At 73.8% G+C, this 25386-nt stretch carries 3 protein-coding genes; all 3 read left to right on the top strand.

The annotated features are described in order from the left end of the window. The first annotated feature begins 2 nt into the window (after positions 1-2). Genes ACWEIJ_RS25080 through ACWEIJ_RS25090 form a run of 3 tightly spaced genes read left to right on the top strand, consistent with a single transcriptional unit; the run spans position 3 to position 25338 of the window. Positions 3-10943 (top strand): SDR family NAD(P)-dependent oxidoreductase, encoded by a 10941-nt coding sequence (locus ACWEIJ_RS25080; RefSeq protein WP_449839666.1) that lies wholly within the window; start codon positions 3-5, stop codon positions 10941-10943. A gap of 50 nt (positions 10944-10993) precedes the next feature. After that, entirely contained in the window at positions 10994-22069 is an 11076-nt protein-coding gene (locus ACWEIJ_RS25085) for an SDR family NAD(P)-dependent oxidoreductase (protein ID WP_449839778.1), read from the top strand. Then, positions 22066-25338 carry a type I polyketide synthase gene (locus ACWEIJ_RS25090; protein ID WP_449839667.1) on the top strand — a complete coding sequence of 1091 codons (3273 nt, stop codon included), beginning with the start codon at positions 22066-22068 and terminating at the stop codon, positions 25336-25338. The genes ACWEIJ_RS25085 and ACWEIJ_RS25090 overlap by 4 nt, the downstream gene beginning before the upstream one ends. Positions 25339-25386: the final 48 nt, after the last annotated feature.

Genomic DNA, 25386 nt, shown 5'->3' on the forward strand with positions numbered 1-25386 from the left:
GCATGAACAACGAGGACAAACTCCGCGACTACCTGAAGCGGGCGACGGCCGACCTGCGGGAGAGCCGCAGGCGCGTGCGCGACCTGGAGGAGCGCGAACGCGAACCGATCGCGATCGTCGGCATGGCGTGCCGGCTGCCCGGCGGCGTCGCGTCACCCGACGAGCTGTGGGACCTGGTCGCCGACCGGCGGGACGCGGTCGGCCCGTTCCCCACCACCAGGGGCTGGGACCTCGACGCGCTCTACCACCCCGACCCCGACCACCAGGGCACCTCCTACACCCGCGAGGGCGGGTTCCTCCACGACGCCGACGCGTTCGACGCCGAGTTCTTCGGGATCAGCCCGCGCGAGGCGCTGACCGTCGACCCGCAGCAACGCCTGCTGCTGGAGACGGCCTGGGAGGCGGTCGAACGGGCGGGGATCGACCCGTTGTCGTTGCGCGGCAGCCGGACCGGGGTGTTCGCCGGGGTGATGTACGACGACTACGGCTCGCGGATGCCGCACGCTCCGGACGGCTTCGAGGGCTACCTGCTGATGGGCAGCACCGGCAGCGTGGCATCGGGCCGGGTGGCCTACACGTTCGGTTTCGAGGGCCCGGCGGTCACCGTCGACACGGCGTGCTCGTCCTCGCTGGTGGCGCTGCACCTCGCCGCGCAGGCGCTGCGGCGAGGTGACTGCGAGCTGGCGCTGGCCGGTGGCGTGACCGTGATGGCGACGCCGGGCACGTTCATCGAGTTCTCCCGCCAGCGCGGCCTCGCTCCCGACGGCAGGTGCAAGGCGTTCTCCGCCGCCGCGGACGGCACCGGCTGGGCCGAGGGCGCGGGCCTGCTCCTGCTGGAACGCCTGTCCGACGCCCAGCGCAACGGTCATCGCGTGCTCGCCGTCGTGCGCGGCTCCGCGGTGAACCAGGACGGCGCCAGCAGCCAGCTGACCGCTCCGAACGGCCCGTCGCAGGAACGCGTGATCCGCGCGGCCCTCGCGGACGCTTCACTGTCCACTTCGGACGTCGCAGTGGTCGAGGCGCACGGCACCGGCACGACGCTGGGCGACCCGATCGAGGCCCACGCACTGCTCGCGACCTACGGCCAGGACCGCGCCACCCCGCTGTGGCTGGGTTCGCTGAAGTCGAACATCGGCCACACCCAGGCCGCGGCGGGCGTGGCCGGCGTGATCAAGATGGTGCAGTCGATGCGGCACGGCGTCCTGCCCGCGACCCTGCACGCCGACGAACCCAGCCCGCACATCGACTGGGACGCGGGCGAAGTCGCCCTGCTCACCTCCGCCCAGCCGTGGCCCGAAGGACCGCGCCGCGCGGGTATCTCGTCGTTCGGTGTGAGCGGCACCAACGCGCACATCATCCTCGAACAGGCGCCCGAAGTGCCCGCGCCCGAGCCCGTCTCGCACACCGGGCCGCTGCCGCTCCTGCTGTCCGCCCGTTCGTCGGCCGCACTGGCCGAGCAGGTGGCCCGTCTGTCCACTCTGGAGAATCGGGCTGCGGTGGCGTGGTCGCTCGCGACGACGCGGTCGACGTTCGACCACCGCGCGGTCGTGCTCGACGACGTGGTGACGGGTTCGGTGGTGCCGGGCGGGCTGGCGTTCCTGTTCTCCGGTCAGGGCAGCCAGCGGGTGGGCATGGGCCGGGAGCTCTACGCCTCGCAGCCGGTGTTCGCGGCGGCGTTCGACGAGGTCTGCGCCGAACTGGACCGGCACCTCGCCCGACCGTTGGCCGACGTGATCGACACCGACCTGATCCACCAGACCGCCTACACCCAACCCGCGTTGTTCGCGTTGGAAACCGCGCTCTACCGCCTCCTCGCCCACCACGGCGTCCAGCCCGACGTCCTGATCGGCCACTCCATCGGCGAACTCACCGCCGCCCACGTGGCGGGCGTTCTCTCGCTGGCCGACGCCGCCCTGCTCGTCTGCACCCGCGCCCGCCTCATGCAAGCACTCCCCACCGGCGGCGCGATGATCGCCCTGCAGGCAGGCGAAACCGAGGTACTCGACTGGCTCGTGCCCGGCGCCGACATCGCCGGACTCAACTCCCCCGACAACACCGTCATCTCCGGCGACGAACACGCCGTTCTCACCGTCGCCAAGAACGCCAACGGACGCAAGGCAACCCGGCTCCAGGTCAGCCACGCGTTCCACTCGGCGCACCTCGACCCCATGCTCGCCGAGCTGACTGCCGTCGCGGAAACGCTGACCCACAACCCACCCCAGATTCCGATCATCTCCAACCTCACCGGAGCCGTGATCGACAGCTACACCCCCGACTACTGGGCACGACAGGCCCGCTCAGCCGTCCGCTACCTCGACGGCGTCACCACGTTGACCTCGCTCGGCGTCACAACGGCGTTGGAAATCGGCCCCGACGCCACGCTCAGCGCCATCACCCCCGACGCGACGCCCTCGCTGCGCCGCAACCACAACGAGCAGCTCACGTACGCGACGGCACTGGCCAGGCTGCACGTGCGCGGAGTCGGCGTCGACTGGCGCGCCTACCTGCCGCCGGCGCCGGTCGTCGACCTGCCGACCTACCCGTTCCAGCGCGAGCGGTACTGGCTCGACGCACCCCGCGACGCCGATGCCGCGAGCCTCGGCCTCACGCCGGAACACCACCCGCTGCTGACCGCGATGATCACCCAGCCGGACCACGACACCGTGCAGTTCACCGGAACCGTCCCGGCGTGGACCGCGGACCACGTGATCGGCGGCACGCCCCTGCTGCCCGGCACGGCGTTCCTGGAGATCGCCCTGCGCGCCGCCGAGGCGCTCGGCCACGCGGGCGTGGACGAACTGACGCTGCACACGCCGTTGTCCGGTGACGTGCCGCTGCGGATCACCGTCGACGGCACTGACCTCGCGATCTACGCGCGGCACGACACCGAATGGATCCGGCACGCCTCCGGCAGGCTCGCCGCCACCGCACCCGCGGCACCCGCACTCACCTGGCCGGCCGACGCGGACCCCGTCGACCTCGACGACTTCTACCCGCGGCTCGCCGATCTCGGCTACGAGTACGGCCCGCTGTTCCAGGGCCTCACCGCGGCGTGGCGGGCGACCGACGTGTTCGCCGAGGTCGCGCTGCCCGCCGAGGCACACGCCGAGGCCTCCCGGTACGGGGTGCATCCGGCTCTCCTCGACGCCGCGCTGCACCCGTTGCTGCTGGACGCGAACGGGACAACACCGCGCCTCCCGTTCGCGTTCAGCGGCGTCGTCGTCCACGCGCCCGGCGCCACGGCCGCACGGGTCCGCGTCGCGAAGCTCGACGACAACGCCTTCTCCATCGCGCTCGCCGACCACTCCGGTGCTCCGGTGGCCACGATCTCGCGACTGGAGGTGCGGGCCGCCCAGACCCCCGCCGCGCCGCTCTACCGCGTGCAGTGGGTCCCGGTGTCCGGTGGCACGGCGGAGCGTCCCGAACTGCTCGTGCTGGACCGCCACGAACCGCTCGTGGCGGACCGCGACGACGTGCACGGCGTGACCGCGTACGTCCTCGCCGAACTCCAGCGCTCCCTGCGGCGCCCGGACGGCAGGCTGGCCGTGGTCACCCGGCGCGCCGTGGCCGCGGTGCCGGGCGAGGCGGTCGAGGCGCTCGCGCAGAGCGCCGTCACCGGACTGGTCCGCGCCGCCATCGCCGAGCACCCCGGCCGGTTCCAGCTGGTCGACGTGGACGATCTCGCGGGACTGGACGCGGCGCTGAGCTGTGCCGAGCCCGAGGTGGCGGTGCGGAACGGCGAGTTGCTCGCGCCCCGCCTGGTGCGCGCCACGCCCGCCACCGGAGCCGGCTTCGACACCGACGGCACCGTCGTGCTCACCGGTGCCACCGGCACCCTCGGCAGGCTCGTCGCGAAGCACCTCGTCACGCACCACGGCGTGCGGCACCTCCTGCTGCTGAGCCGCTCCGGCGAGGCACCCGCGGAGTTCCTGGCCGAACTGGGCGAGCACGCACGGGTGGTCGCGTGCGACGTGGCCGACCGCGACCGGCTGGCCGAGGTGCTCGCGTCGGCGGACCGGCCGATCACCGCCGTCGTCCACGCGGCGGGCGTGCTGGACGACGGCGTCCTCCCCGCCCTCACGCCGGACCGGCTGACGACGGTGTTGCGGCCCAAGGCGGACGCGGCTTGGCACCTGCACGAGCTCACCGCGGGCCAACCGCTGACCCACTTCGTGCTGTTCTCCAGCGTCGCGGGCACGGTCGGCAACGCGGGTCAGGCCAACTACGCCGCCGGCAACACCTACCTCGACGCGCTCGCCGCGCGCCGGCACGCCCGCGGGCTGCCCGCCACCTCGCTGGTGTGGGGTCTGTGGGCGGAGGACGGCATGGCGGGTGCGCTGTCCGCGGCCGACCGCGAGCGCGTCGCGCGGTCCGGCATCGCACCGATGTCCGCCGCCGAAGGGCTGGCGTTGTTCGACCTGGCCGTCACCGCGGACGAAGCGGTGCTCGTGCCGGCGAAGCTCGACCTCGCCGGGGTCCGCGGGGCCGCGGAGGTGCCGCCGTTGTTCCGGGCGCTGGTGCGGCAGCCGGTCAAGCGCGCGAGCGAGTCCGATGTGGACGAACTCGTGCGGGCGGAGATCGCGGCCGTGCTCGGGCACGGCACACCCGCCACCATCGCACCGGACCGGCCGTTCAGCGAGCTCGGGTTCGACTCGCTGACGGCGGTGGAGCTGCGCAACCGGCTGGCGGCCGCGACCGGGGTGAGCCTCCCCACGACGCTGGTGTTCGACCACCCGAACCCGGCGGCGCTCGCCGCCTTCGTCCGCTCCCGGCTGACTCCGGCGGAAAAGACCGTCACCACCACGAGGACGGTGGCGAGCGACGAGCCGATCGCGATCATCGGCATGGCGTGCCGCTACCCCGGCGGCGTGACGTCTCCCGAAGAGCTGTGGGAGCTTCTCGCGCAAGGCCGTGACGCGATCGGGCCGTTCCCGGACAACCGCGGCTGGGATCTCGGCACCCTGTTCGACCCGGACCCGGACGCGATCGGCAAGTCGTACGCGACGACCGGCGGCTTCCTGCACGACGCGGCCGACTTCGACGCCGAGTTCTTCGGCCTGAGCCCACGTGAGGCCACCGCGACCGACCCGCAGCAACGGTTGCTGCTGGAAGTCTCGTGGGAGGCGGTCGAACGGGCCGGGATCGACCCGCAATCCTTGCGCGGCACCGACACCGGCGTGTTCACCGGCGTCATGTACAACGACTACGGCTCACGCCTGAGCACCGTCCCCGACGGCTACGAGGGTCACCTGCTCACCGGCACCATCGCCAGCGTCGTGTCCGGCCGCATCGCCTACACCTACGGCCTCGAAGGCCCCGCGGTCACCCTCGACACCGCCTGCTCCTCCTCACTCGTCGCCATCCACCTCGCCGCCCAAGCACTCCGCAACGGCGAATGCACCCTCGCCCTCGCCGGCGGCGTCACCGTCATGTCCACCCCCAACACCTTCATCGAGTTCTCCCGCCAACGCGGCCTCTCCCCCGACGGCCGCTGCAAAGCCTTCTCCGCCAACGCCAACGGCACCGGCTGGTCCGAAGGAGCAGGCATCCTCCTGCTGCAACGACTCTCCGACGCCCAACGGGACCGCAACCCGGTCCTCGCCGTCCTGCGCGGCTCCGCCGTCAACCAGGACGGCGCCTCCAACGGCCTCACCGCACCCAACGGACCGTCCCAGGAACGCGTCATCCGCGCCGCCCTCACCAACGCCGGACTGTCCACACAGGACATCGACGCCGTCGAAGCGCACGGCACCGGAACCACCCTCGGCGACCCCATCGAAGCCAACGCACTGCTCGCCACCTACGGACAAAACCGCGCCACGCCGCTGAAACTCGGTTCCATCAAGTCGAACATCGGCCACACGCAGGCCGCCGCCGGCGTCGCGGGTGTGATCAAGATGGTGCAGGCCATGCGCCACGGCGAACTGCCCAAGACATTGCACGCCACCGAGCTCAGCCCGCACGTCGACTGGACCAGCGGCGCGGTCGAGGTGCTGACCGAACCACAACCCTGGCCCTCCGACAAACCGCGCCGCGCCGGCATCTCCTCATTCGGCATCAGCGGCACCAACGCCCATGTCATCATCGAGGAAGCACCGGCGGAATCTCCCGCCACGCCGGCCGTCACGCCGCTGTCGGCTCAGCCGGAAGCGGCCCTGGCCGCCAACGGGGGCGAGGCACCGGCCCAGCAGCACACCCCGGTGGCGGCCGAGGTGCCGCTGCTGCTCTCCGCCCGGTCGCAGGCCGCACTGGCCGCCCGCGCGAGCCGGCTGCGGGACGCGTCGCCCGTCGCGGCCCTGGCCACCAGCGCGCCCCTGCTCCCCCATCGCGCGGCCGTCATCGCCGACGACCCGGCGGCAGGCCTGCTGGCGCTCGCCGAGGGAAGGCCCTCTCCCGACGTCGTGCAGGGCATCGCCGCCCCGCGAGGCAAGACGGTGTTCGTGTTCCCCGGCCAGGGTTCCCAATGGCCGGGGATGGGGCTCGACCTGTACCGCGACTCCGAGGTCTTCCGCACCCAGCTCGACGCCTGCGCCCAAGCCCTCCAACCCCACACCGACTGGGACCTGCTCACCGAACTCGCCGGACCACTCGACCGAGTCGACATCGTCCAACCCGCCCTCTGGGCCGTCATGATCTCCCTCGCCACCCTCTGGCAACACCACGGAGTTCAACCCGACGCCGTCATCGGCCACTCCCAAGGCGAAATCGCCGCCGCCCACATCGCCGGCGCACTGTCCCTGGAGGACTCCGCAACCGTCGTCGCACTCCGCAGCAAAGCCATCACCCGCCTCGCCGGCACCGGCGGCATGGTGTCGGCACAGCTGCCTTCCGCCGAGGTGGAACGCCGCATCGCCCGCTTCGGCGGTGAGGTGGAGATCGCCGCGGCGAACGGGCCGCAGAGCACCGTCGTGTCCGGCACGGTCGAGGCGCTCGCGCGGTTCGTCGTCGACTGCGAGGCCGACGGCGTGCGGGCGCGGGTCATCCCGGTGGACTACGCGTCGCACTCCCGGCAGGTGGACGAGCTGCACGAGCCGCTGCTGGAGCTGCTGGGACACCTCACGCCCCGCCAGCCGTCGATCACCTTCCACTCCACCGCGGAGCCAGAGCCGACGTTCGACGCGGCCTACTGGTTCCGCAACCTGCGCAACACCGTCGGGTTCGCGGGCGGCGTCCGCGCGCTGCTCGACCGGGGACACCGGGTGTTCGTCGAGGTGAGCGCCCACCCGGTGCTCACGACGGCGATCGGTGACACGATCGAGGAAGCCGACGTGACCGACGCGGTGGTGCTGGAGTCGCTGCGCCGCGACGAGGGCGCGCCCGCGCGGTTCCGCGCCTCGCTCGCGAAGGCGCACGTGCAGGGCGTCGAGGTCGACTGGCGGGTACCGCGAACGTTTGCGGAGCTGCCGACCTACCCGTTCCAGCGACAGCGCTACTGGCTCGACGCCCCCGCGGCCGCCGGCGACACCGCGGCCCTCGGCCTGCGCGAGGCGGGGCATCCGCTGCTCGGTGCCGCGCTGCGCACCGCCGACGCGGGCACGGCCGTGCTCACCGGCCGGTTGTCCCGCTCGGCCCAGCCGTGGCTCACCGAGCACGCCGTCGGTGACACGGTGCTGGTGCCGGGCGCGGCACTGGTGGAGCTGGCGCTGCACGCCGGCGACCGGACCGGCCGCGGGCACCTCGCCGAGCTCACCCTGCAGGCGCCGCTCGTGCTGGACGGCGACCTCGACCTGCAGGTGCTGATCAGCGAGACGGGCGAGGTCGGCATCCACTCGAGCCCGAGCGGCACCGACACGTGGACCAAGCACGCCTCGGGTGTGCTCACCGCCGACGAGCCGGTGACGGACGAGCTGGCCGAGTGGCCTCCACCGGGCGCGGTCGCGCTGCCGGTCGACGACTTCTACGACACCCTGGCCGAACGCGGTCACGGGTACGGCCCGGTGTTCCGGGGTGTGCGGGCGGTGTGGCGCGACGGCGACGTCCTCTACGCGTCGGTCGCGCTGCCGGACGACACCGACGTCACCGGCTTCGGCGTGCACCCCGCGCTGCTCGACGCGGCACTGCACGCGGCCGTTCGCACCGACGACGACGGCGTGCGGCTGCCCTTCAGCTGGACCGGCGTGCACCTGCACGCGACCGGAGCCAGGTCGGTCAGGGTCCGGCTCTCTCCCGCCGGCACCGACGCGATCGCCGTGCTCGTCACCGACGAGACGGGCCGTCCGGTCGTGTCGGTCGACGAGCTCGCGGTCCGTCCCGTCGACACGTCCGCACTCGGTGCGCCGCGCGCGGACACCTCGGCGTTGTTCGGCCTCGACCTGGCCCCGGTCGAGCTCGCCGACGGCGGCGAACCGGCGGAGGTCTGGGAGTGCCCGGACGGCGACCTCGACGACGTCCTGCTCCAGACGCTCGACGTGATCAGGCGGCGGTCGGCCGGCGAGACGCCGTTCGTCGTGCTCACCCGCGCGGATCTGGCGGCGCACCGCGCGGTCACCGGGCTGCTGCGCACCGCCCGCACCGAGCACCCCGGCCTGCTGCGGCACGTGGACACCGACGACCACCCCGGCAGCCGCGGCCTGCTGCCCGCCGCACTGGCCTCGGCACACCCGGAACTGGTGTTGCGGGCCGGAGTCGCCGCCGTGCCGAGGCTCGTCCGCCCGGCACCGGCGCTCACCGCACCGGACGACGGGCCGTGGCGGCTGTCGCTCACCATCCGCGGCGAGCTCGACAGCCTGTCCCTGACGGCGTGTCCCGACGTGCTGCGGCCGCTCACCGAAGGAGAGGTGCGGGTCGCCGTGCGGGCCGGTGGCCTGAACTTCCGGGACGTGCTGCTGGCGCTGGGCATGGTGCCCGACGACGAACGCCCGCCGGTCGGCGAGGGCTCCGGCGTCGTGCTGGAGACCGGTCCCGGTGTCACCGGGCTCGCCGCGGGCGACCGCGTCATGGGCCTGTTCTCCAGCGGCGTCGGCCCGGTCGCGATCACCGACCACCGCCTGCTCGCCACGATGCCGAAGGACCTGACGTTCACCCAGGCCGCCGGCGTCCCGGTCGTGTACCTGACCGCGTTCTACGGTCTCGCCGACCTCGCGGGCCTCAGCGCGGGCGAGGCGCTGCTGGTGCACGCCGCCACCGGAGGCGTCGGTTTCGCCGCGACCCAGCTCGCCAGGCACTGGGGTGCCGAGGTGTTCGGCACCGCGAGCGTGGGCAAGCACGACGTGTTGCGCGCCAACGGTTTCGACGACGACCACATCGCCGACTCGCGCACGCTCGGGTACGCGGGCCGCTTCGGTGAGGTGACCGGTGGCCGCGGTGTCGACGTCGTGCTCAACTCCCTGGCCAACGACCACGTCGAGGAGTCGCTCGCACTGCTGCCGCGCGGCGGCCGGTTCCTGGAGATGGGCAAGACCGACATCCGCGACCCGCGCGCCATCGCGGCGGCGCACGAAGGCGTGCGGTACCAGGCGTTCGACGTGCTCGACGCGGGGCCGGAGCGGATCGGCGAGATGCTGGAGGAGATCCGCGGGCTGTTCGACCAGGGCGTGCTGACCCCGATGCCGGTCACCGCGTTCGGCATCCACCGCGCCCCCGAGGCGTTCCGCCACCTCAGCCAGGCCCGGCACGTCGGCAAGGTCGTGCTCACCGTGCCCGCGCCGCCGGATCCAGACGGCACCGTCCTGGTGGTGGGCGGCACCGGTGTGCTCGGCGCGCTGGTCGCCCGGCACCTGGTGACCGGCCACGGCGTGCGCAGGCTCGTGCTGACGAGCCGGAGCGGCCTCGCGGCCGATGGCGCGGCCGAGCTGGCCGCGCAGCTGCGGGCCGAAGGTGCCGAGGTGGACGTGGTGGCGTGCGACGCGGCGGACCGCGACGCGCTGGAGCAGGTGGTCCGGTCGGCGCACCGGCTCACCGGCGTGGTGCACGCGGCGGGCGTGCTCGACGACGCGGTGCTGACCGCCCTGACGCCGGAGCAGGTGCGCAACGTGGTGCGGGCCAAGGCGATCTCGGCGCAGCACCTGCACGAGCTCACCGAGGACCTCGACCTGTCGTCGTTCGTGCTGTTCTCCTCGCTCGCCGGGGTGCTCGGCAACGCGGGTCAGGGTGCGTACGCGGCGGCGAACGCGTTCCTCGACGGGCTCGCCGCGCACCGCCGCGAACAGGGCTTGCCGGGCACGTCGATCGCGTGGGGGCTCTGGCAGAGCACCAGCTCGATGACCGAGCACCTCACCGAGAACGACCGGGGCAGGCTCGACCGGATGGGCATGGGCGTGCTCACCGACGAGCGGGGTCTCGCGTTGTTCGACGCCGCTCTCGGCCTGCACCGCGCGCTCGTGGTGGCGGCGCCCGTCGACGTGCGGCGGCTGCGGGCGAGCGGGCAGCCGGTCCCGGAAGTGCTGGCGGCACTGGACTCCGGTGCTCCCGCACGCCGGCGCGTCGCCGAGTCCGGTACCGCGGTGTCCCAGGCGGAACGGCTCGCCGGACTGCCGGAACCGCAGCGCCGCAAGGCTTTGCTGGACCTGGTGCGCGAGTCGGCAGCGGTCGTGCTCGGCCACGGTTCCGCGCTGGCGATCACCGCCGAGCGGGCGTTCAAGGAGCTCGGGTTCGACTCGCTCACCGCGGTGGAGCTGCGCAACCGGCTCGGCAACGCGGTCGAGCTGCGGCTGCCCGCGACGGCGGTGTTCGACCACCCGACGCCCGCGGCGCTGGCCTCGTTCCTGCACGACCTGCTCGTGCCGGCCCAGGAGGCGACGGTCGCGACGGTGGTGGCCGACCTGGACCGGCTCGTGGTCGAGCAGCTCGGCGAGGCCGAACGCGACCTGCTGGCCGTGCGCCTGCAGGACCTGCTGCGGGTGATCACCACGACCACCGCCGCCGCACCGGAGGAACGCGATCTCACGGCGGCGTCCGACGACGAGATCTTCGACTTCATCGACAGCGAACTCGGCACGGCATGACCGGGCCTGGGCAACGAGGGGGCGGACCGGGGATGTCCACCGAAGAGAAGCTGCGCGACTACCTCAAGCGGGTCACCACCGACCTGCAGCGGACCCGCCGGGAGCTGCACGACGCCGACGCCGCCGCGCACGAGCCGATCGCGATCATCGGGATCGGCAGCCGCTTCCCCGGCGACGCGCACGGCCCGGACGCGTTGTGGGAGCTCGTCCGCGACGGCCGGGACGCGATCACCGAGTTCCCGTCCGACCGCGGCTGGGACCTCGACCGGCTCACCGGCACGGGCGAGCCCGGCACCACCTACGTCACGCGCGGCGGCTTCCTGCACGACGCGGCCCTGTTCGACGCGGAGTTCTTCGGCATCAGCCCGCGCGAGGCGGAAGCGGCCGAACCGCAGCAGCGGCTGCTGCTGGAAACGGCGTGGGAGGCGCTGGAGGACGCGCGCATCGACCCGTCGTCGGTGCGCGGCCGCGCGGGTGGCGTGTTCGTCGGCGTGATCGCGCAGGAGTACGCGACCCGTCCCGGCGAGACACCGCAGGAGCTGGAGGGCTTTCTGCTCACCGGCAGCACGACGAGCGTCGCCTCCGGGCGCCTGGCCTACACGTTCGGCCTGGAAGGCCCGGCGATCACCGTGGACACGGCGTGCTCGTCGTCGCTCGTCGCGATCCATCTGGCCGTGCAGTCGTTGCGGCGCGGGGAGAGCGAGTTCGCGCTCGCCGGTGGCGCCACGGTGATGGCGAGCCCGAGCCTGTTCATCGAGTTCTCCCGCCAGCAGGGCCTGTCTCCGGACGGCCGGTGCCGCTCGATGGCCGCCGGCGCGGACGGCACCGGTTTCGCCGAGGGCGTCGGTGTGCTCGTGCTCGAACGGCTGTCCGACGCCGAACGCCACGGCCACCGGGTGCTCGCGGTCATCCGCGGCTCCGCGGTCAACCAGGACGGCGCGTCGAACGGGCTCACCGCCCCGAACGGCCCGTCGCAGGAACGCGTGATCCGCGCGGCCCTCGCGGACGCCCGGCTGTCCACTTCGGACGTCGACGCGGTCGAGGCGCACGGCACCGGCACGACGCTGGGCGACCCGATCGAGGCGCAGGCCCTGCTCGCCACCTACGGCCAGGGCCGCACCGAACCGCTGCGGCTGAGCTCGATCAAGTCCAACATCGGCCACACCCAGGCCGCGGCGGGCGTCGCCGGGGTGATCAAGATGGTGCAGGCGATGCGGCACGGCACCTTCCCGGTGTCGCTGCACGTCGACGAGCCGACGCCGGAGGTGGACTGGTCGGCGGGCGCGGTGACGCTCTCGGCGTCCGCCGAACCGTGGCCGGCCGGCGAACGGCCGCGCCGGGCCGGGGTGTCGTCGTTCGGCGTGAGCGGCACGAACGCCCACGTGATCCTCGAACAGGCACCCGCGCCGGAGCCGGTCACCGCGCCGGGTGCGACCGGGATCGTGCCGTGGGTGCTCTCGGCGGCGACCGAACAGGCGCTGGGCGTGCTCGCCTCCCGTCTGTCCGAAGTGGAAGGTGAGGCCGCTGCGGTGGCCTGGTCGCTGGCGACCACGCGGGCCGCGCTCGACCAGCGCGCGGTGGTGCTCGGCGAGACCCGCGAGGAACTCGTGCGGGGCCTCACCGACCTCGCCGCCGGCGTCCCGTCCGCGCGCGTCGTGACCGGCGCGGTGACCCCGGGCGGGCTGGCGTTCCTGTTCTCCGGTCAGGGCAGCCAGCGGGTCGGCATGGGACGTGAGCTCTACGCCTCGCAGCCGGTGTTCGCGGCGGCGTTCGACGAGGTCTGCGCCGAACTGGACAAGCACCTCGACCAGCCGTTGAAGACCGTGGTGTTCGACGACGAGAACCTGCTGAACCAGACCGCCTGCACGCAGCCCGCGTTGTTCGCGTTGGAAACCGCGCTCTACCGCCTCCTCGCCCACCACGGCGTCCAGCCCGACTACCTCATCGGCCACTCCATCGGTGAACTCACCGCCGCCCACGTGGCAGGCGTTCTCTCCCTCGCCGACGCCGCCCTGCTCGTCTGCACCCGCGCCCGCCTCATGCAGGCACTACCTGCTGGCGGCGCGATGATCGCCTTGCAGGCAGGCGAATCCGAAGTGCTCGAATGGCTCGTACCTGGCGCGGACATCGCCGGACTCAACTCCGCGGACAACACCGTCGTCTCCGGTGACGAAGACGCCGTCCTCGCCGTCGCCAAGAACGCCAACGGACGCAAGGCAACACGACTGCAGGTCAGCCACGCCTTCCACTCCGCACACCTCGACCCCATGCTCGCCGAGCTGACTGCCGTCGCGGAAACCCTGACCCACCACCCACCCCAGATCCCGATCATCTCCAACCTCACCGGAACCGTGATCGACAGCTACACCCCCGGCTACTGGGCACGACAAGCCCGCTCAGCCGTCCGCTACCTCGACGGCGTCACCACGTTGACCTCGCTCGGCGTCACCACCGCACTGGAGATCGGGCCGGACTCGACGCTGAGCGGTATCACCACCGGCGGCATCCCCTCGTTGCGGCGCAGGCAACCCGAGCACCTCACGTTCGCCACCGCGCTGGCCCGGCTGCACGTGCGCGGCGTCGCGGTCGACTGGCGGCTCACTGAGACCCAGCCGGTCGACCTGCCCACGTACCCGTTCCAGCGCGAGCGGTACTGGCTGCGCCGGCCGGCCGGCGGCGACCCCGCGAGCCTGGGCCTGACCGGCCACGACCACCCGCTGCTCACCGCGGTGGTGCGGCCGGCCGACACCGACACGCTGCTGCTGACCGGCGGCCTGTCGCTCGCCACCCACCCGTGGCTCGCGGGCCACACCATCGGCGGCACCGTCCTGCTGCCCGGCACGGCACTGCTCGACCTCGCGATCACCGCGGGCGACGCCGCCGGCTGCGCGACCGTCGGCGAACTCACCGTCGAGCAACCGCTCGTGGTGCCCGCGACCGGCACGGTCCGGCTCCAGGTCGGCGTCGGCGCGCCCGACGACAACGGCACCCGCGAGTTCTCCGTCCACGCCCGCCTCGACGGCGAGGACTGGACGAGGCACGCCACCGGCACGCTGGAGACCACCCCGCGCGCCGCCGATCACCTCACCTGGCCACCCGAGGGCGAACCCGTTGCCCTGGAAGGCTTCTACGACTCGCTGGCCGCACTCGGCTACCACTACGGCCCGGCGTTCCGCGGCCTGACGGCGGCATGGCGGGACGGCACCACCGTGCACGCCGAGGTCGAGCTGCCCGCCGAGCACCACCGCGAGGCGCACGGCATCCACCCGGCCCTGCTGGACGCGGCGCTGCACACCCTGGCCTTGTCCACTGTGGACGCACCGGAAGGCGTGGTACGGCTGCCGTTCTCGTGGGAGGGCAGCACCCTGCACGCGACCGGCGCGACCCGCCTGCGGGTCAGGCTCACCACCACCGGTCCCGACACGGTGTCGTTGCTCGCCGCGGACGACACGGGCGCCCCGGTGGCGTCGATCGAGTCGCTGACGCTGCGGACGATCCGCGCCGACGCGATCAGGACGCGGCGCGGGGAGCGGCCGTACGAGCTGGAGTGGGTGCCGGTCGCGCTCGCCGAGCCGGACGCGCCAACGCCGGTCGTGATCGAGCTGCGCGGCGACTCCGGCTCCGTCGTCGACGCCACCCACCGCCTCGCCGCCACCACCCTGCGCCTGCTCCAGGACCACCTCGCGGGCGAGGGCCGAGCCGTCTTCCTCACCAGGTCCGCGGTGGCCGCCGTGCCCGGCGACACCGTCACCGACCTGGCCGCCGCCTCCGTCCGCGGCCTGGTCCGCACCGCGGCGTCCGAGCACCCCGGCCGTGTCGTGCTGATCGACACCGACGACCACGAGGACTCGGCCGACCTGATCGCCTCCGCGGCCGCGACCGGTGAGTCCGAGCTGGTGCTGCGCAAGGGCGAGGCGTTGCGGCCGCAGCTCGCCCGCGCCCGGCAGGACGTGCTCGTCCCGCCGGACGCGCCGAACTGGCGGATCGACGCCACCGGCACGGGCACGCTCGACGGGTTGACCCTCGCACCCGCTGAGCAGCAGCCGCTCGGCGAGGGGCAGGTGCGGATCGCGGTGCGGGCCGCGGGCCTCAACTTCCGCGACGTGCTCATCGCTCTGGGCGTCTACCCCGGTGCCGCGGTGATGGGCAGCGAGGGCGCCGGTGTCGTCGTCGAGATCGGACCCGGCGTCACGGACCTCGCGGTGGGCGAGAAGGTGATGGGCCTGCTCGCGGGCGGGGCGGGGCCGACGTCCGTCACGGACCGCGCGCTGGTCACGCGGATGCCGCACGGGTGGTCGTTCACGCAGGCGGCGTCCGTGCCGATCGTGTTCCTCACCGCCTACTACAGCCTCGTCGACCTCGGCCGGGTCCAGCCGGGCGAGTCGGTGCTCGTGCACGCCGCGGCCGGTGGTGTCGGCATGGCGGCCGTCCAGCTGGCACGGCACCTCAAGGCCGAGGTGTACGGCACGGCGAGTCCCGGCAAGTGGTCCGTGCTGCGCGGGCTCGGGCTCACGCGGATCGCCGGCTCTCGCACCCTGGAGTTCGAACGGCAGTTCCTCGACGCCACCGGCGGCGAGGGCGTCGACGTCGTGCTCGACGCGCTGGCGGGCGAGTTCGTGGACGCCTCGCTGCGGTTGCTGCCGCGCGGTGGCCGGTTCCTGGAGATGGGCAAGACCGACATCCGCGAGGCCGCCGTGGTCGCGGCCGAGCACCCCGGTGTCGACTATCGCGCGTTCGACCTCATGGAGGCCGGTCCGCAGCGGATCCAGGAGATGCTCGGCGAGCTGGTGACGCTGTTCGAACGCGGGGTGCTCACGCCGTTGCCGATCACCACGTGGGACCTGCGGCGGGCACCGGAGGCGTTCCGGTTCCTCGGGCAGGCCAGGCACATCGGCAAGATCGTGCTGACGGTGCCGCGGCACGGCGACGGCACCGTGCTGATCACCGGCGGCACCGGGGCGCTGGGCGCGCGGGTGGCGCGGCACCTCGTGCGCGACCGCGGTGTGCGCGACCTCCTGCTGCTGAGCAGGAGCGGCCGGGCCGACGACCTCGTGGAGGAGCTCACCGGCCTCGGCGCGCGGGTCCGCGTCACGGCCTGCGACGTCGCGGACCGCGCCGCCCTCGCCGAGGTGCTCGCCCCCGAACGGCTCGCCGCCGTCGTGCACGCGGCGGGCGTGCTGGACGACGTGCCGCTCACCGGGCTCACCCCGCAGCGGCTGGCGGACGTGTTGCGCCCCAAGGTGGACGCGGCGTGGCACCTGCACGAGCTGGCCGGTGACGTGCCGTCGTTCGTGCTGTTCTCGTCGATCGCCGGTCTCGCGGGCAACGCCGGTCAGGCGGCGTACGCGGCGGCCAACTCGTTCCTCGACGCGCTCGCCCGGCACCGCGCGGAGCTGGGCCTGGCCGCGACCTCGCTCGCGTGGGGCCCGTGGGCCACCGGCATGGCGGCCGGGCAGCGCTGGGAGCACCGTGCCGTGCGGGCGTTGAGCGACGCGGAAGGCCTGGCGCTGTTCGACGCCGCCGACTCCGGCAGCCCCCTCGTGGTGCCGGTGAAGATCGACCCGGCGGCCCGCGACGCCGCCGAGCGCCCGTTGCTGCGAGGCCTGCGCACCGCACCGGCCAGGCGGGCGGCGGTCCGCGACGCGCTCGCGCTGGACCAGCTCTCCGGCGCCGAACGCCAACGCGCGCTCGTCGACCTGGTCCGCGCGCAGGCCGCGCTGGTGCTCGGCCACTCGGGGGCCGAGGCGATCGCACCGGCCAGGACGTTCACCGCGCTCGGGTTCGACTCGCTCACCGCCGTCGAGCTGCGCAACCGCCTGAACGACGCGACCGGCCTGCGGCTGTCCACCTCGCTGATCTTCGATCACCCGACGCCCCAGGACCTCGCCGGGTACCTGGAGGGCGAGCTCGGCGGGGCGGCGCAGACCGGATCCGCGGTCACCACAACGGCTTCCTCGGACGACCCGGTCGTCATCGTCGGCATGGCGTGCCGCTATCCCGGTGGCGTCGCGTCGCCGGAGGACCTGTGGCGGCTCGTCACCGACGGCACCGACGCGATCGGCGAGTTCCCGGTCAACCGCGACTGGGACGTGGAAGACCTCTTCGCCGACGACCCGGACGCGCCCGGCAGGTCGTACGTCCGCACGGGCGGTTTCGTGCACGACGCCGACACGTTCGACCCGGCGTTCTTCGGCATCAACCCGCGTGAGGCGACCGCGCTCGACCCCCAGCAGCGGCTGTTGCTGGAGACCTCGTGGGAGGCCGTGGAACGGGCCGGCATCGACCCGCGCCGCCTCGCCGGCACCGCGACCGGTGTGTTCGCGGGCGTGATCGCGGGCGACTACGCGTCCAGGCTCGCGAAAGTGCCCGACGACGTCGAGGGCTACCTCTCCACCGGCAACACCACCAGCGTGGCGTCCGGTCGCGTGTCCTACACGCTCGGCCTGCGCGGCCCCGCGATCACCGTCGACACCGCCTGTTCGTCCTCGCTGGTGGCGATCCACCTCGCGGCGCAGGCGCTGCGGCGCGGCGAGTGCGACCTCGCGCTCGCGGGTGGCGTGACGATCATGGCCAGCCCGGCGAACTTCGTCGAGTTCTCCCGGCAGCGCGCGTTGTCACCGGACGGGCGGTGCAAGGCGTTCTCCGCCACCGCGGACGGCACCGGCTGGGGCGAGGGCGCCGGCATGCTGCTGCTGGCCCGCCTGTCCGACGCGGTGCGCGACGGCCGGGAGGTGCTCGCCGTGCTGCGCGGTTCCGCGGTCAACCAGGACGGCGCGTCCAACGGCCTGACCGCGCCGAACGGTCCCTCGCAGCAACGGGTCATCCGCGCCGCGCTCGCCGACGGCGGACTGTCCACATCGGACGTCGACGTGGTCGAGGCGCACGGCACCGGCACCGCGCTCGGCGACCCGATCGAGGCGCAGGCGCTGCTGTCGACCTACGGCCAGGACCGCGCGGAACCGCTGTGGCTGGGCTCGATCAAGTCCAACATCGGGCACACGCTCGCGGCCGCGGGCGTCGCCGGGGTGATCAAGATGGTGCAGGCGCTGCGGCACCGCGAGCTGCCCAGGACGTTGCACGTCACCGATCCGACCTCCGGCGTCGACTGGTCGGCGGGCGCGGTCAGCCTGCTCACCGAGGCGAGGCCGTGGCCGGACCGCGACCGCCCCCGCCGGGCGGGCGTCTCGTCGTTCGGCATCAGCGGCACCAACGCCCACGTGATCGTCGAGCAGGGCCCGGCACCGGCCACCACCGAACCCCGGCCGCACGACGGCCCGGTGCCGGTCGTGCTGTCCGGACGCGGCGGCGGCGCGCTGCGCGACCAGGCGGCACGGGTGCGGGAGCTGGTCGCCGCGGGCACGGACCTGGCCGATCTGGCGCACTCGCTCGTCACCACCCGCTCGGCGTTCGAGGACAGGGCGGCCGTGGTCGCCGCGTCGCGCGAGGAGCTGCTGTCCGGCCTGGACGCCCTGATCGCCGACCGGCAGGCGGCGCACCTGGTGCGCGGCCGGGCCGGTGACGACAGCGGGGTCGTGTTCGTCTTCCCCGGCCAGGGTTCGCAGTGGGCGGGCATGGCGGTGGAGCTGGCCGAACACTCCCCCGTGTTCGCCGAACGCCTCGGCGAGTGCGCGGCCGCCCTGTCGTCCTATGTGGACTGGTCATTGCCGGAGGCGCTGCGGGGCGAGTCGCTGGACCGCGTCGACGTCGTGCAACCGGCGTTGTTCGCGGTCATGGTGTCACTGGCGGCGTTGTGGCGGTCGTTCGGCGTCGAGCCGAGCGCCGTCGTCGGCCACTCGCAGGGCGAGATCGCGGCGGCCTGCGTCGCGGGCGCGCTGACCCTGGACGACGCGGCCAGGATCGTGGCGTTGCGCAGCCAGATCATCGCGCGCCGGATGGCGGGTGCGGGCGGCATGGGTTCGGTGCCGCTGCCCGCGGCCGAGGTGGCCGAACGGCTCCGGCCGTGGCAGGGCAGGCTCGTCGTCGCCGCGCACAACGGCCCGAGCTCCACCGTGATCTCCGGCGACGCGGACGCGCTGACCGAGTTCCTCGCGGCGAACGACGACGTGCGCGCCCGCCGCATCCAGGTCGACTACGCCTCGCACTCCGCGCACGTCGACGGCATCCGCGACGAGCTGCTCGCCGCACTGGCCGGTCTCACGCCGAGGCGGACGTCGATCACCTTCCACTCCACGGTGACCGGCGAACCCGTGGACGGCACCGAGCTGGACGCGGACTACTGGTTCCGCAACCTGCGCGAGCCCGTGCGGCTGGAACCGGTGATCACCCGGCTGGCCGGGCAGGGCAACGGCGTGTTCGTCGAGTGCAGCCCCCACCCGGTGCTGGCCGTCGGCGTCGGCGAGACCCTGGAGGCGGCGGGCGCCCCGGCCGGTGCCGTCGGCTCTCTGCGCCGCGACGACGGCGGCCTCGACCGGTTCCTGCTGTCCGCCGCGCAGGCCCACGCCCTCGGCGCGCCACTGGAACTGGACGGCCTGCTCGGCCGGCGCCGCCTGATCGCCCTGCCGACCTACCCGTTCCAGCGGTCGCGGTTCTGGCTGGAGTCGGCCGCCGTGCCGGTGTCGGCGGCCGGGCTGGGCCTGACGCCGTCGACGCACCCGCTGCTGGGCGCGAGCGTCTCGCTGCCGGGCGACGGCGGCGCGGTCTTCACCGCGGTGCTGTCGACCAGGACCCACCCCTGGCTGGCGGACCACGCGCTGGCGGGTGCCGTGCTGCTGCCCGGCGCCGGACTGGTGGAACTGGTCAGGCACGCGGGCGCGGAGACCGGGTGTCCGGCGGTCGCGGAGCTCACGCTGGAGGCACCGCTGGTGCTGACCGAGACGCCGGTGCGGGTGCAGGTCACGGTCGGCGCGGACGAGTCGGGCCGGCGGACCGTCGAGGTGCACACGGTCGGTGACACGTGGGTCCGTCACGCGACCGGTGCGGTCACGACCGCAGGCGCCGTCCCGACCGGCTTCAGCCGGCCCTCCGACGCCGAACCGGTCGACCTCACCGGCCGCTACGAGGCTTTGCGGGAGCTGGGTTACGAGTACGGACCGGCGTTCCGCGGCCTGCGCGCGCTGGCCCGCTCGGGCACCGACCTCCACGCCGAGGTGTCGGTGCCGGCCGAGCCCGGCTACGGCGTGCACCCCGCGCTGCTGGACGCCTGCCTGCACGCCATGGTGCCGGCGGAGTCCTCGGCATCGGTGCGGGTGCCGTTCGAGTGGCGTGACGTGCAGGTGCACCGCGCCGCGGCCACGTCCCTGCGGGTGCGGCTGACCCCGGTGGAGGGCGACGCCGTCGCACTCCACGCGGTCGACGAGTCCGGCGCGACCGTGCTGACCGTCGGTTCGATCGCGGTGCGGCCGATGCCCGCCTCGGCGCTGATGGCGTTGCGGGCGGGCGACCGCGGCCTGTTCACGCTCCGCTGGCAACCGGCGGCCCCGGCCACCGGCACTGCCGAGGTGAGCCCGTTCGGCGAGGACGTGCTCGGCCTCGGACTGTCCACATCGGACGAGCCGGACTGGTTCGCGCTCACGGTGGCAGGTCCGGACGTGCACGGCGAGTGCGGCCGGGTGCTCGCCGCCCTGCAGGCGTGGCTCACCGACGAGCGGTACGAGAACACGAGGCTCGCGGTGGTCACCCGCGGCGCGGTGGCCGCCGTCGCCACCGACACCGTGCCCGACCTCGCCGGTGCCGCCGTGCACGGCCTGGTGCGCACCGCCCAGTCCGAGCACCCGGACCGGATCGTGCTCGTCGACCTCGACGACACGACGTCGTTGACCGCCGCGCTGACCGCGGGCGAACCGCAGGTGGCCGTGCGCGGCGGCCGGGTGCTCGTGCCGAGGCTGGTGCGCGACACGGCCGAGCCGGTGCCGTTCGACTTCGACCCGGACGGCACGGTGCTGGTCACCGGCGCGTCCGGCACGCTCGCCGGGCTGGTGGCCCGCCATCTCGTGACCGCGCACGGCGTCCGGCGGCTGCTGCTGGCCAGCCGCACGCCCGCGACCGAGCTGGCCGCCGCGCTGACCGAGCTCGGTGCGCGGGTGCGGGCCGAGGCGTGCGACGTGTCGGACCGGGAGGCCGTGCGCGAGCTCGTGGCGGGCGCACGAGACCTCACCGCGGTGATCCACCTGGCGGGTGCGCTCGACGACGCGACGATCACCGCACTGACCCCGCGGCAACTCGGCACCGCGTTGAGGCCCAAGGCCGACGGCGCGTGGCACCTGCACGAGCTCACCGAGAACCTCAAGGCGTTCGTGCTGTTCTCGTCGGCGGCCGGAGTGCTCGGCAACGCCGGGCAGGGCGCGTACGCGGCGGCCAACGCGTTCCTCGACGGCCTCGCGGCCCACCGGCGCGCCGCCGGTCTGCCCGCGAGCTCGCTGGCGTGGGGCCTGTGGGCCCGCACGTCGGGCATGACCGACGGCGTCGACGCGGCACGACTGTCCGGAGCCCGCGCGATGAGCGACGAGGAAGGCCTTGAGCTGTTCGACCGGGCACTGCGCGAGAACCCGGTCGGCGCGATCGCCGCGGCGCTCGACCCGGCCGCACTGCGCGCGGCGTTCACCCCGCTGTTCGCGGCGCTGGTGAAGGCACCCGCGAAGGCCGAGCCGGCCGTGCTGCTGCCGGAGGGCCTGTCCGACGAGGAACGCCACGCCGCGGTCCTCACCCTGGTGCGCGGCACCGTCGCGGCCGTGCTCGGCCACCGCGACGACGAGGCGATCGAGCCCGACCGGCCGTTCAAGGAACTGGGTTTCGACTCGCTGACGGCCGTCGAGCTGCGCAACCGGCTGACCTCGGCCACCGGCCTGCGCCTGCCCGCCACGATGGTGTTCGACCACCCGACCCCGGCGGCCGTCGCCGCGCGGATCGCCGGCGCACTCGCCCCGGCGCCGCGGCAGGGCCCGGACGCGGCCGGTCTGCTCGCCGAGCTGGACCGGTTCGAAGCGGGTCTGGCCGAACTGTCCGAACAGGACGGTGGCAGGGCGTTGATCACCCGGCGGTTGCACCGCCTGCTCGCCGGTCTCGGCACCGAACCCGAAGGCGGCGACGACTTCGCCGACCGGCTCGGCGCGGCGTCCGCGAGCGACATCCTCGACCTGATCGACCAGGAGTTCGGGAGCCCCGCATGACGAACGAGGACAAACTCGTCGAGTACCTGAAGCGGGTCACCGCGGACCTGCACCAGACCCGCAGGCGGCTGCACGAGCTGGAGTCGGCCGAACCCGACCCGATCGCGGTGGTCGGGCTCGGCTGCCGGTTCCCCGGCGGGGTGCGCACGCCGGACGACCTGTGGCGCCTGGTGTCCACCGGCACCGACGCCATCGGCGCGTTCCCCACCGACCGCGGCTGGGACCTCGCCGGGCTCTACGACCCCGATCCCGACCAGCCCGGCACCTGCTACGCCACCGAGGGAGGTTTCCTCTACGACGCCGACCGGTTCGACCCGGCGTTCTTCGGCATCGGGCCGAGGGAGGCCACCGCGATGGACCCCCAGCAGCGGCTGCTGCTGGAGGTGGCGTGGGAGACGCTGGAGCACGCGGGCATCGACCCGCAGTCGCTGCGCGGCAGCAGGACCGGGGTGTTCGCCGGGGTGATGTACGGCGACTACGCGACTCGGCTGCGTTCGGCGCCTCCCGACTACGAGGCCTTCCTCGGCAGTGGAAGTGCGACCAGCATCGTCTCCGGACGGGTGGCCTACACGTTCGGTTTCGAGGGGCCCGCGCTCACCGTCGACACGGCGTGTTCGTCCTCGCTGGTCACCATCCACCTCGCCGCACGGGCCCTGCGCACCGGCGAGTGCGACCTGGCACTCGCCGGTGGCGCGACCGTGCTGTCCACGCCCGCGGTGTTCACGGACTTCAGCAGGCAGCGCGGCCTCGCCCCGGACGGTCGCAGCAAGCCGTTCTCGGCGGCGGCCGACGGCACCGGGTTCGGCGAGGGCGCCGGACTGGTGCTGCTGGAACGGCTGTCCGACGCACGCCGCAACGGACATCGGGTGCTCGCGCTCGTCCGCGGCAGCGCGGTCAACTCCGACGGAGCGTCGAACGGCCTCACCGCCCCGAACGGCCCGGCGCAGGAACGGGTGATCCGCGCGGCACTGGCCGACGCCCGGCTGACGCACCGCGACGTGCACGTCGTCGAGGCGCACGGCACCGGCACGGCACTCGGCGACCCGATCGAGGCGCAGGCCCTGCTCGCGACCTACGGCCAGGACCGCGACGAGCCGCTGTGGCTGGGTTCGATCAAGTCGAACCTCGGTCACACGCAGGCCGCCGCCGGGGTCGCCGGGGTCATCAAGATGGTGCTGGCGCTGCGCAACGGCACCATGCCCGCCACCCTGCACGCGGACATCGCGTCCCCGCACGTCGACTGGTCGGCGGGCCGCGTCGAGCTGCTCACCGAGGCGCGGCCGTGGACGGTGGACGGACCGCGCCGCGCGGGCGTCTCGTCGTTCGGCATCAGCGGCACGAACGCGCACGTGATCCTCGAACAGTCCACAGAGGACTCGGCGACGGCTCCGGCGGACGTCCGCGTGCTGCCGTGGGTGATCTCCGGCCGCACCCCGAACGCGGTGCGCGCCAACGCGGAACGGCTGAGCAGGCACCTCGCCGACCACGCGGGCGCGGCTCCGGCCGACGTCGCCGCGACGCTGGCCGCCCGCACCCGGTTCGACCACCGCGCGGTCGTCGTCGGCGAGGACCGCGACGGTCTGCTGCGCGGCCTGCGGGCACTCGCCTGTGGAGAGGCCGCGCCCGGTGTGGTCACCGGCGCGGTCACCCGCGGCGGCACCGCCTTCCTCTTCAGCGGCCAGGGCACGCAACGCCTCGGCATGGGCCGTGAGCTCTACGAGTCCGAACCCGTGTTCACCGCCGCCGTGGACGCCGTGCGCGCCCACGTGGACCCGCACCTCGAACGCCCGTTGCTGGACGTGCTGTTCGCGTCGCCCCGCACACCCGACGCCGCGTTGCTCGACCAGACGCGGTACACGCAGGTGGCCCTGTTCGCCGTGGAGGTCGCGCTGTACCGGCTGGTCGAGCACTGGGGCCTGCGCCCAGGCCACCTGATCGGCCACTCGGTCGGCGAGCTGGCCGCCGCGCACGTCGCCGGTGTGCTGTCGCTGCCGGACGCGTGCACGCTCGTCGCCGCACGCGCACGGCTCATGCAGTCGGCACGGCCGGGCGGTGCGATGGTCTCGATCGCCGCGGGCCACGAGGCGGTCCGCGCCTCGCTCGTGCCCGGCACCGGCATCGCCGCGGTCAACGGACCGGCCGCCACGGTGATCTCCGGTGATCCCGAGGCGGCGGCCGAGGTCGCCGCGCACTGGCGCCGGGAGGGCGTGAAGACCAAGCGGCTCAAGGTGAGCCACGCGTTCCACTCGCACCACATGGACCCGGTGCTCGACGAGTTCCTGGAGATCGCGAGCGGGCTGCACTACGCGCGGCCGGAGATCCCGGTGATGTCGAACGTGACCGGCGCGGTCGCCGACCGGTTGCACGAACCGGGCTACTGGGCCGAGCACGTCCGCGGCGAGGTGCGGTTCGCCGACGGCGTGCGCGCGCTCGCCGAGCTCGGCGTCGACACGTTCGTCGAACTGGGCCCCGGCACCGTGCTGTGCGGCATGGCCCGTGACTGCCTCGGCGACGGCCCCGCCGTGCTGGTGCCCGCGCTGCCCGGCGGGCGCGGCGAGATGACGTCGGTGCTGAGCGCGGTCGCCGCGGCACACGTGCGCGGAGCCGCCGTCGGCTGGACGACCGTCCTCAACGGACACACCAACCGCACCGACCTGCCGCCGTACGCGTTCTCCCGAGGCAGGTTCTGGCTGCACGACACCGGCGAGCCGACCGGGGTGGACGCCAGGCTGTGGTCGGCGGTGGAGGCGGCGGACCCGGTGGCGCTCGCGGCCGTGCTCGGCGCGACGGAGGACCTGCTGGACCCGTTGCGGGCCGTGCTGCCGGCGCTGCTGACCTGGCGTCGGGAGCAGATCGCCGGGCTGCGGGCCGGGCAGCCCGAACCCGTGTGCGAGGACGAGCACGCCGCCGATCCGCAGCCCGCGCTGCTGCGCGCCCAGCTGCTCGAACTCGGCGACGCGGCCGCGGAGGAGGTGCTGCTCGACCTCGTGCGCACGCACACCGCGATGGTGCTGGGACTCGGCACGGCCGAAGCCGTCGACGTCGACGCCGGGTTCCTGGACATCGGCATGACGTCGTTCACCGCGATGGAGCTGCGCAACGCCGTCGTCGCGCTCACCGGTGTCGAGCTGTCGGCCGTGGTGCTGATGGACAACCCGTCGCCGCGCGGCCTGGTCGCACTGCTGCGCGCCGAGCTGATCGTGAGCGCCTCCGACCCGGAGTCCTCCCGACCTGCCAGCGCCTTTAGGTCAGGGCAAGGCCGGCCTTAGCCCTCCGGCACACCATTTCGGGCGCCAAGCCCGTCGGAAGCGAAGGAG

This window comes from Lentzea sp. NPDC004789 (assembly GCF_053601075.1).